This is a genomic window from Hoeflea sp. (genome assembly GCF_984452065.1).
Genome location: NZ_CFHWAF010000171.1, coordinates 1 through 8,233 on the forward strand (window position 1 = coordinate 1; position 8,233 = coordinate 8,233).

General features: G+C 59.9%; 10 protein-coding genes and 1 tRNA gene. 7 read left to right on the top strand and 4 right to left on the bottom strand.

Annotation, left to right across the window (positions count from 1 at the left end):
• Nucleotides 1-557 (top strand): sulfurtransferase (locus tag AC5E6N_RS21720; RefSeq protein ID WP_491749769.1); only part of this gene is annotated, 557 nt, incomplete at its 5' end.
• On the top strand, nt 557-1,117 hold the full coding sequence (locus AC5E6N_RS21725; protein WP_491749770.1) for a GNAT family N-acetyltransferase: 561 nt from the start codon (nt 557-559) through the stop codon (nt 1,115-1,117). The genes AC5E6N_RS21720 and AC5E6N_RS21725, both read left to right, overlap by 1 nt.
• Before the next feature lie 153 nt (nt 1,118-1,270).
• Here the strand turns inward: AC5E6N_RS21725 and ald are convergent, their stop codons facing one another.
• Nucleotides 1,271-2,389, bottom strand: coding sequence for an alanine dehydrogenase (gene ald, locus AC5E6N_RS21730; protein WP_491749771.1), 1,119 nt, complete (start codon nt 2,387-2,389; stop codon nt 1,271-1,273).
• 169 nt (nt 2,390-2,558) lie between these two features.
• Between ald and AC5E6N_RS21735 the strand changes: the two genes are divergently transcribed.
• Together AC5E6N_RS21735 and AC5E6N_RS21740 are read left to right on the top strand one after the other, a co-directional pair.
• A complete protein-coding gene (locus AC5E6N_RS21735) occupies nt 2,559-3,029 on the top strand; it encodes an Lrp/AsnC family transcriptional regulator (RefSeq protein ID WP_491749772.1) in 471 nt (156 codons plus the stop codon).
• Nucleotides 3,030-3,067: 38 nt separating this feature from the next.
• Nucleotides 3,068-4,063 carry an alpha/beta hydrolase gene (locus AC5E6N_RS21740; protein WP_491749773.1) on the top strand — a complete coding sequence of 332 codons (996 nt, stop codon included), beginning with the start codon at nt 3,068-3,070 and terminating at the stop codon, nt 4,061-4,063.
• Between the two features lie 27 nt (nt 4,064-4,090).
• Here the strand turns inward: AC5E6N_RS21740 and AC5E6N_RS21745 are convergent, their stop codons facing one another.
• The 3 genes from AC5E6N_RS21745 to AC5E6N_RS21755 all read right to left on the bottom strand — a co-directional run bounded on the left by AC5E6N_RS21745 (nt 4,091) and on the right by AC5E6N_RS21755 (nt 6,743).
• Complete coding sequence (locus AC5E6N_RS21745; RefSeq protein WP_491749774.1) at nt 4,091-5,281, bottom strand: MFS transporter; 1,191 nt, start codon at nt 5,279-5,281, stop codon at nt 4,091-4,093.
• Nucleotides 5,282-5,358: 77 nt separating this feature from the next.
• Nucleotides 5,359-6,606 (bottom strand): threonine ammonia-lyase IlvA, encoded by a 1,248-nt coding sequence (gene ilvA, locus AC5E6N_RS21750; protein ID WP_491749775.1) that lies wholly within the window; start codon nt 6,604-6,606, stop codon nt 5,359-5,361.
• 50 nt (nt 6,607-6,656) lie between these two features.
• A tRNA-Leu gene (locus AC5E6N_RS21755) sits at nt 6,657-6,743 on the bottom strand.
• A gap of 238 nt (nt 6,744-6,981) precedes the next feature.
• Between AC5E6N_RS21755 and AC5E6N_RS21760 the strand changes: the two genes are divergently transcribed.
• The 3 genes from AC5E6N_RS21760 to AC5E6N_RS21770 form a co-directional block, all read left to right on the top strand.
• Complete coding sequence (locus AC5E6N_RS21760; RefSeq protein WP_491749776.1) at nt 6,982-7,419, top strand: helix-turn-helix domain-containing protein; 438 nt, start codon at nt 6,982-6,984, stop codon at nt 7,417-7,419.
• 62 nt (nt 7,420-7,481) lie between these two features.
• Nucleotides 7,482-7,766 carry a hypothetical protein gene (locus AC5E6N_RS21765; protein ID WP_491749777.1) on the top strand — a complete coding sequence of 95 codons (285 nt, stop codon included), beginning with the start codon at nt 7,482-7,484 and terminating at the stop codon, nt 7,764-7,766.
• A partial coding sequence (locus tag AC5E6N_RS21770) for a hypothetical protein (protein ID WP_491749778.1) occupies nt 7,750-8,233 on the top strand: 484 nt, incomplete at its 3' end. The genes AC5E6N_RS21765 and AC5E6N_RS21770, both read left to right, overlap by 17 nt.

Consider the following 8,233-nt stretch of genomic DNA (forward strand, 5'->3'; position numbering starts at 1 on the left):
TGTTCACCGCACCGCGCGTATGGTGGATGTTCCGTGTCATGGGCGCACCGAACGTCTTCGTGCTCGACGGCGGTTTTGACCGGTGGAAGGCCGATGGCAGGCCGGTAACGGCGGATAGGCCCGAATATGCCCGCGGGACGTTCAAAGCCGCGTTCAAAAAAGAGTGGGTGGCCGATATCGATCAGATGCTGGCCATTGTTGCAAGCGGCGGGGGCCAGATCGCGGATGCGCGCAGCGCCGGACGCTTCACCGGAGAGGAGCCGGAACCGCGCGAGGGCATGCGATCAGGCCATATGCCCGGCGCGAGGAACGTACCCGTCTTTTCGCTCTCCGAGGACGGAAGGCTGAAATCGCTTGAAAACCTGCGCGCAACGCTTGTAAAGGCGGGGATAGATCCGAACGGCCCGGTGGTCACCACCTGCGGCTCCGGCGTGACGGCGGCGGTGATCACGCTCGCCCTGCACTCGCTCGGCAATGAGAACACAAAGCTCTATGACGGCTCCTGGTCGCAATGGGGCGCCCGCGAAGACACACCCGTCGCTACCGGAGAACCCTAATGGCGAAAGGCCACGCGCCGCTCAAAGCGGTCGTCACCTATCTCGAGCAGAAACAGCGCCCGACGCTTTTATGCCCGATGCCAGTCAACCTGCATGTGGCCTTGATGAAGCAGCAGGACATCCCGCTGCATTTCTACCGCTATCTGCAATACCGCACGGGCCGCGAATGGCACTGGGTGGCAAGGCTGCGGCTGAAAGACGACGCGCTTTCCAAAATCGTGCATGCGCCGGCGACATCCATCAACGTCCTCTATCTCAACGGCGCGCCATCAGGCTTCTTCGAGCTTTGCCAGACGGATACCGAAACGGTCAATCTGGAATATTTCGGCCTGATGCCGCATGCCCATGGGCACGGCCTCGGCCGCTGGCTGCTGTCACAGGCACTGGAGGCTGCCTGGGAGGCAAGCCCGCTGAAAGTGACGGTCAACACCTGTACCCTCGATCACCCCGCGGCGCTGCCGCTTTACCAGAAGCTCGGCTTTACCCCGATCGGCCAGAGCGAGACGTTCCTCCACCCTTTGAGCGACAGCGACTTGCTGCAAATGACGAAATCCCCGTGACATGTATCCTGCCGATTGCCTGAATGACGCGTTCATCCTGGCTTCAGCGGCCGGGCTCTGACACTCTGCAAACGCACGGCAGTCGCCCGCCGTCTTTGCATGAAAAAGCCGCCCGACCAGTGCGGGCGGCCTCAAACCGTATCGATTGTTCAATCAGGCGACCTGAAGAACCATCTCCGCCTCGGCAAGGTCGTAACCAAGCGCTTCGGCAACGGGCGCGTTGGTAATGCGGCCGCGGTGTACGTTCAGACCGGCGCGCAGATGCCGGTCCTCGGCAATCGCCTTCAGCCCCTTGTTCGCCAGTTGGAGGCCGTAATGCAATGTCGCATTGTTGAGCGCGTGGGCAGAGGTCACCGGTACGGCGCCCGGCATGTTCGCAACGCAATAGTGAATGATACCGTCAACCTCATAGGTCGGCTCGGAGTGCGTGGTCGGGCGCGAGGTTTCAAAGCAGCCGCCCTGATCGATCGCAACATCGACGATCACGGCACCTTTCCTCATGCCCGAAAGCATGTCGCGGGTGACGAGCTTCGGCGCCGCGGCGCCCGGAATGAGAACCGCGCCGACAACGACATCGGCTGAGAACACTTCGTGCTCAAGCGCCTCGATCGTGGAATAGCGGGTGTGGATACGGCCGTTGAAAATATCGTCCAGTTGGCGAAGTCGCGGGATTGAACGGTCGATGATGGTGACATCCGCGCCAAGGCCGACGGCCATCTTTGCCGCATTGATGCCGACGACGCCGCCGCCGATGACGGTCACCTTGGCCGGCAGCACGCCCGGCACGCCGCCGAGCAGCACGCCGCGCCCGCCACTGGCCTTTTGCAGCGCGGTCGCGCCGGCCTGGATCGAAAGCCGTCCGGCAACTTCCGACATCGGCGCCAGAAGCGGCAGCCCGCCGCGATCGTCGGTCACGGTCTCGTAGGCAACGGCGGTGCAGCCGGATTCGACAAGACCTTTCGTCTGCTCGGGGTCCGGCGCAAGATGCAGATAGGTATAGAGAATTTGGCCTTCGCGCAGCACTGCCCACTCACCCGGCTGCGGTTCCTTGACCTTGACGATCATGTCCGACTGCTCGAACACGTCCTTTGCCGTCGCCACGATCTTCGCGCCGGCAGCCTGATAGACGCCGTCATCGGCGTCGATCGCCACACCGGCACCGGTCTCGACGATGACCTCATGACCATGAGCGACATATTCACGGACCGAACCGGGCGTCAGGCCAACGCGGAATTCATTGTCCTTGATCTCCTTTGGGCATCCAACTCGCATGGGCGTTTCTCCAAAAATGCAATGCGCCTCCAGGGCGCCTCCAGGCGCAATTCGTTCTTGAGGTCATTCCAGCACACAGGCCGCGAAATGTCCTTGCGAATTCTGTTTGAATCATTGCCGGTTTTCGCATAAAATTGCGTAAATATACAAAATGCAGAAGAAAATTTGAATGAATGAACTTGATACGATCGATATCGCCATATTGCGTACGCTTCAGGAAAATGGCCGAATCTCCAACGCCAACCTTGCCGAAAAGGTCGGGCTGTCACCGTCGGCCTGCTCCCGGCGCCTCGACATTCTGGAAAAATCGGGGGCGATCCGGGGATATCACGCGCGTCTTTCAAACAAGGCGCTCAACCACAAAATGACCGCGATCGTGCATATTTCGCTTTCCGGACAGTTCGAAAAAACCCTGAGCGAGTTCGAGGCCGCGGTCAAACGCTGCCCGAATGTGCTGGTGTGCTATCTCATGTCCGGAGAATATGATTATATCCTGCGCGTTGCCGCCAGGGATCTCCAGGACTATGAGCACATTCACAAGGAATGGCTGTCCGCCCTTCCCCATGTGGTCCGCATCAACTCGTCCTTTGCGCTGCGCGAGATTATCGACCGCCCGAACATCGACATTGATATGCGGTGAGGTTCGCGCTTAGGGTGCGTCAAACGGGAGGGCCCGCAATGGCAAAACGGTCCGGAACGCGCAAGATTGTCTACGCTGTCCTGCTGCTCGTTTGTGCCGGAGCGATTGTCTTCTACATGGGGCCGCGCACGGCCGTTTCCACCCAGATCCGCTTCGACCCGGCAGCGATCGGTGAAGATGTCGAGGCCTATCTCGATCGTATCGAAGCGCGTTTTTCCGACATACGCGACGGCCTGGGCAAGCAGATCGTCTGGGCCTACCCGAATTCGAAGGCGCGAACGCCGGTTGCACTGGTCTATGTGCACGGGTTTTCCGCGTCTGCGGGTGAAATACGCCCGGTCATGGATATTGTCGCCCGCAATCTCGGGGCCAATCTCCATTACACCCGCCTGACCGGCCACGGTCGCAGCAACGACGCCATGGCGGACGCAACGGTGGAAGCCTGGGTCAATGATGTGGCGGAAGCGATGGCCGTCGGGCGCAAGCTCGGAGAACGGGTTGTGCTCGTCGGCACATCCACAGGCGGAACCCTGGTCACCTGGGCCGCAACGCAGCCGGGACTGACCGACGACGTCGCCGGGATCGTGAACATCTCGCCCAATTACGGCGTCAACACCGCCGGCTCCTTCCTGTTGACCATTCCATGGGCGAAGCAGATTCTGCATCTGGTCAGCGGCAAAAGGCGGTCCTTCGAGCCCGTCAACGATCAGCACCGCCACAACTGGACCTACGAATATCCGACGGAAGCCCTTTTGCCGATGGCCGAAATCGTCAAGCTGACGCGCGCGTCCGATGTGGCGCAAACGGAGATCCCCGCACTCTTCATCTACTCACCCGAAGACAACGTCGTTCGCGCGGAGGAAACCCGGGCCCTGGCCTCCGCATGGGGCGCGGACACACAGACCGTCCTGATCGAAGAGAGCGGCGACAATGACAATCACGTCATCGCCGGCGACGCACGGTCACCTTCGACAACGCAGCTGGTAGCAGGCATCATCACCGACTGGATCGGCCAGCTTCCGCAAAGCCGTTAGAGCTCGCTCTAGCGCAAGTCCGGGCCATCAGCCCGGCTTGCGGTCGGTGGAAAACAGATAGACGATCACCGTGACCGCCAGCAGGACCGCATAGGTTCCGAAAAGCAGCGAATAGGTCGCTTGCGGCACCGCCGGATCGTAACTCGCCTCGGCCATCTGTCCGGCAATGAACTGGAGGAGACCGACACCGCCGATGGAGAAGAAATTCATCAGCGTGACGCCGCGTCCGGTAAGGTGCTGCGGAAGATAGTCTCTCGCATGGGCCATGAGCACCCCGTAGCTCGCCCCGCACAGACCGACCGCAAAGAGCAGAACGGTCACCTGCCAGAGCGGCTGGACCGGGAACAGCGCCAGCGCGAAAAGCGCGACCGCGCCGCCGCAATTGCCGAGGAAGGCAACCCATTTGCGGGTCCTGAACAACGTGTCGAGCGGTCCGTAGATAACGCTGCCGAGGATCATGGAAATGGCCATGAACAGCGAAATCGTTCCGATCAGTTGCGTCGAGGCGCCGAACACATCCGCAAGATACGGCCCGACCCAAAGTCCGCGCACACCGGCCGCCGGCGCATAATTGACCGCCATCAACGGGATGATCAGCCACAGCGCCGGCATCTTCAAAAGCGTCCAGTATCCTGAAAGACCGCCGCTTGGGCCTTCCGTATTCTCAATCTGCGGATCGCGCACAAACCGGTGGATCGCCAGCGCCGTCAGCAGGGAAATCACGCCAAGGCCAATCATCGTCTCGCGCCAGCCGAGACTTTCGACCGCAATGGCGAGCGGTTTGGCGCCGATCACGTTGCCGGCCGTTCCGACAGCCACAAACCACGACGACGCAATGGCGAACCGTGCAGCCGGAAAGTGATAGGCAAAAATGAAAAATGTCGCCATCAGGACCGGCGAGCAGCCGACACCGATCATCGCCATCGCGACGATAATCTCCAGCGGCGTCGTGGCGATGGCAAAAAGCATGGCCCCGCCACCGGTTCCCGCCGCGAAGAGATAGGCCGCCGTGCGCCTGGGTCCGAACCGGTCGAGCGATATGCCGACGACAAACTGCATGAGCGCGAAGGTCAGGAACCAGATGCCCGACGCAAAGGACAGGTCGGCCTTGCCGGCTCCAAGCTCCTCGATGAGCACGGGCGTGAGCACGGCAAGGAAGGAGCGGTAGAACTGGGAAAAGATGTAGGCCACGGCAAGCGCGGCAATTCCGGCCATCATCGGCTGGCAGGCAGCGCCCTTTGCGCCGCATCCCGGTGGCTGAACATGCAGGTCCCCTCTGAAGTGAATTCCAGCCGTCAGATAATCAGGCTGGAGAGGACTTCATTATCGGTAATGTCCTCGTAGCGCAAACCGGCCTCGTCAAAGGCACCCGTCAAAGCGACAAAGTTCTCCGGCCGTTTCGTTTCGATGCCGATGAGAATGGAGCCGAAGTTACGCGCCGATTTCTTCAGATATTCAAAACGCGCAATATCGTCCTCGGGACCCAGCATATTGAGAAAATCGCGGAGTGCACCCGGTCTCTGCGCCATACGCAAAATGTAGTATTTCTTGACCCCGGAATAACGCATCGCGCGTTCCTTGACGTCAGGCAACCGCTCGAAATCGAAGTTGCCGCCCGAGACAATCACCACGATTGTCTTGCCCGCGAGTTGTTCTTTGCCGAGCCGGTCGAGGGCGCTGATCGCCAGAGCGCCGGCGGGCTCAAGCACCATGCCCTCAACGTTGAGCAGTTCCGAAATGGTGACACAGACCGCGTTTTCCGGAACCAGCATGACCTGGCCGGCCCGGAACGCCTTCAGCGCATCGAAATTGCGCTCACCGATCTGGGCGACCGCGGCCCCGTCGACAAAGTTGTCGACCTGTTCAAGTTTTACGCGCGCGCCCGCTTCCAGACTGCGCTTCAGGCTCGGTGCGCCCTCCGGTTCGCAGAACAGGAAGGCATCGCGCGCGAGGCGGTCCGCCAGATATCCCGTCATTCCGGCGGCGAGCCCGCCGCCGCCCGCCGGAATGACCGCAAGATCGATGTCGAGGCCCTCAGGCAACTGGCTGGCGATCTCGGCGGCCACAGTCGCCTGCCCCTCAATGATGTCGTCATGATCGAAGGGCGGCACCATCAGCGCCCGCGTTTCGTGCGCATAGGCAAGCGCCGCGGCATAACAATCGTCGAAAATGTCGCCGACGAGCCGCACCTCAATGAAACCGGCGCCGAAGGACTGGGTCTTGCCGATCTTCTGCGGCGGTGTCGTCACCGGCATGAAGACGACGCCCGGCCTCTTGAAATGGCGGCACACATAGGCGAACCCCTGGGCATGATTACCCGCGGACGCGCATACGAAGCGTTCCGCCGGTTTTTCGCTGGCAAGGGCCTTGCTGAAGAAGTTGAACGCGCCGCGGATCTTGTAGGAGCGCACGGGCGACAAGTCCTCGCGCTTCAGGAGTATCCCCGCACCGTATTTGTCGCTGAGATGCACATTGTGCTGCAGCGGCGTCGGCGGAAACAGGGAGCGCATCACTCCCGTGGCATGATCGACGGCATTCTTCATGGCGGCTTTCCGGTCAGCAACTGACGCCGGACGACACCGGCAGGTGTTTATGGTGCCCCCTGCCGGACTTGAACCGGCAAACCCATTCGGGTGACAGATTTTAAGTCTGTTGCGTATACCAATTTCGCCAAGGGGGCCCGCGCTTACTGGTAAGTATCCTGTTTCAGATTGCAAGCCCTTTCCGGCGGAGAAGGCCGGCGAACCTCTTGGGGATCGGATCTGCCGGCACAACGGGGTGCAGACGACAGTGATAGAAATTTCCTGAAAACGGCAGGTTAATGCAATTTACATCGTCAAATATTGTGCATAGGATATGCATAATGTGTAATCTGATACAAACACCAATTGTATAATCAACGGCTTCATAATTCTGCCATGGCACATCTGAGCTCACGACTGAAAGCGGCGCGGGAAGCCGCCGGTTACAAGACTGCAACGACTGCAGCAGAGGCCCTTGGTGTCAGCTATTCTACATATGCCTCGCATGAAAACGGCTCGCGCGGGGTCAGCCGTCCGGCACTCACCCAATATGCCAAACGCTTCAAGGTGACGACCGACTGGCTGCTCTCGGGCCGGGGCGACGGCCCCGATGACGATGCCGGCGGCCGTACCAGAACCACGCTTGTTTCGTCCAAGAAGCCCGATATGGAGCTTGATCTGGATCTGTTCGATCAGGCCACGCGGGCCGCCGACATGATCATCGAGGATTACGGCCGACAGGTTTCGCTGGAAAAGCGGCACAAGCTGATACAGCAGCAGTACCACCGGCTGCGTGCTCTGAAATCAAAGAATCTTGTTAAGGACAAAGGCTGAAAAACACGATACACTCCGGGCGCGATACCAGTCATTGCATTAAATCAGGGGAAGAATAATCAATGATGAAAACGATAAAACTGAACATGGTCGGCATAGACCTTCCATCCGTTCAGTCGATTATCGATGCGCCCGACCGTTACGCCAATGACCGGGAATATCTTCATGCCATGTGCGAGCACTATGGCTGTCACCTGTCCCGGGATATCATCGCGGTCACCGTCGCCAACCACACCGATGTGGATCACTTCACCAGCGAAGAGTGGGAGAGATTCGCGGTGTTGTTCGGCAGGGTGATCGCACAATTTGTAGCCGCCGAAGAAGCCGGGTATGGCCGTTCACACTAAGATCCTCGACGACAGCGCGTTCGACACGCCGGAAGTTTCCACCACCCAGCAATTGCTGTTTCGCGCGTGGGAACGTGCCGGTGGCCAGGCTGATGAGCGCCTGCATGCGAGCCTGCTGCATATGGCCGATGATCTTGTGTTGTTCGGCATGCCGCACCAGTCCGCAATTCCCGAAATCACCCATGTGGGCGCCCGCTCGCTGGCGGGACGGGTCATGGGGACCGGCTGGAGAACGGCTCTGCAGTCGGACAGCGGCAGGGATGCGGTCGCGGCAGCCTATCTGAAGGCATGTGATGGCGAGCCGGTTCTTGAGCATGTGACCTATGAGACAAACCGCAATGGAAAGCTGTTTCAGCTTGCCTATAAACGGCTTGTCCTGATGGTCAGGACACCAAAAGGTTTTCCATTTCTGGCGACATACTCGGAGCTTGAACAGCTTGACTGCGTACTTCGTCCTTCAGCCAGCC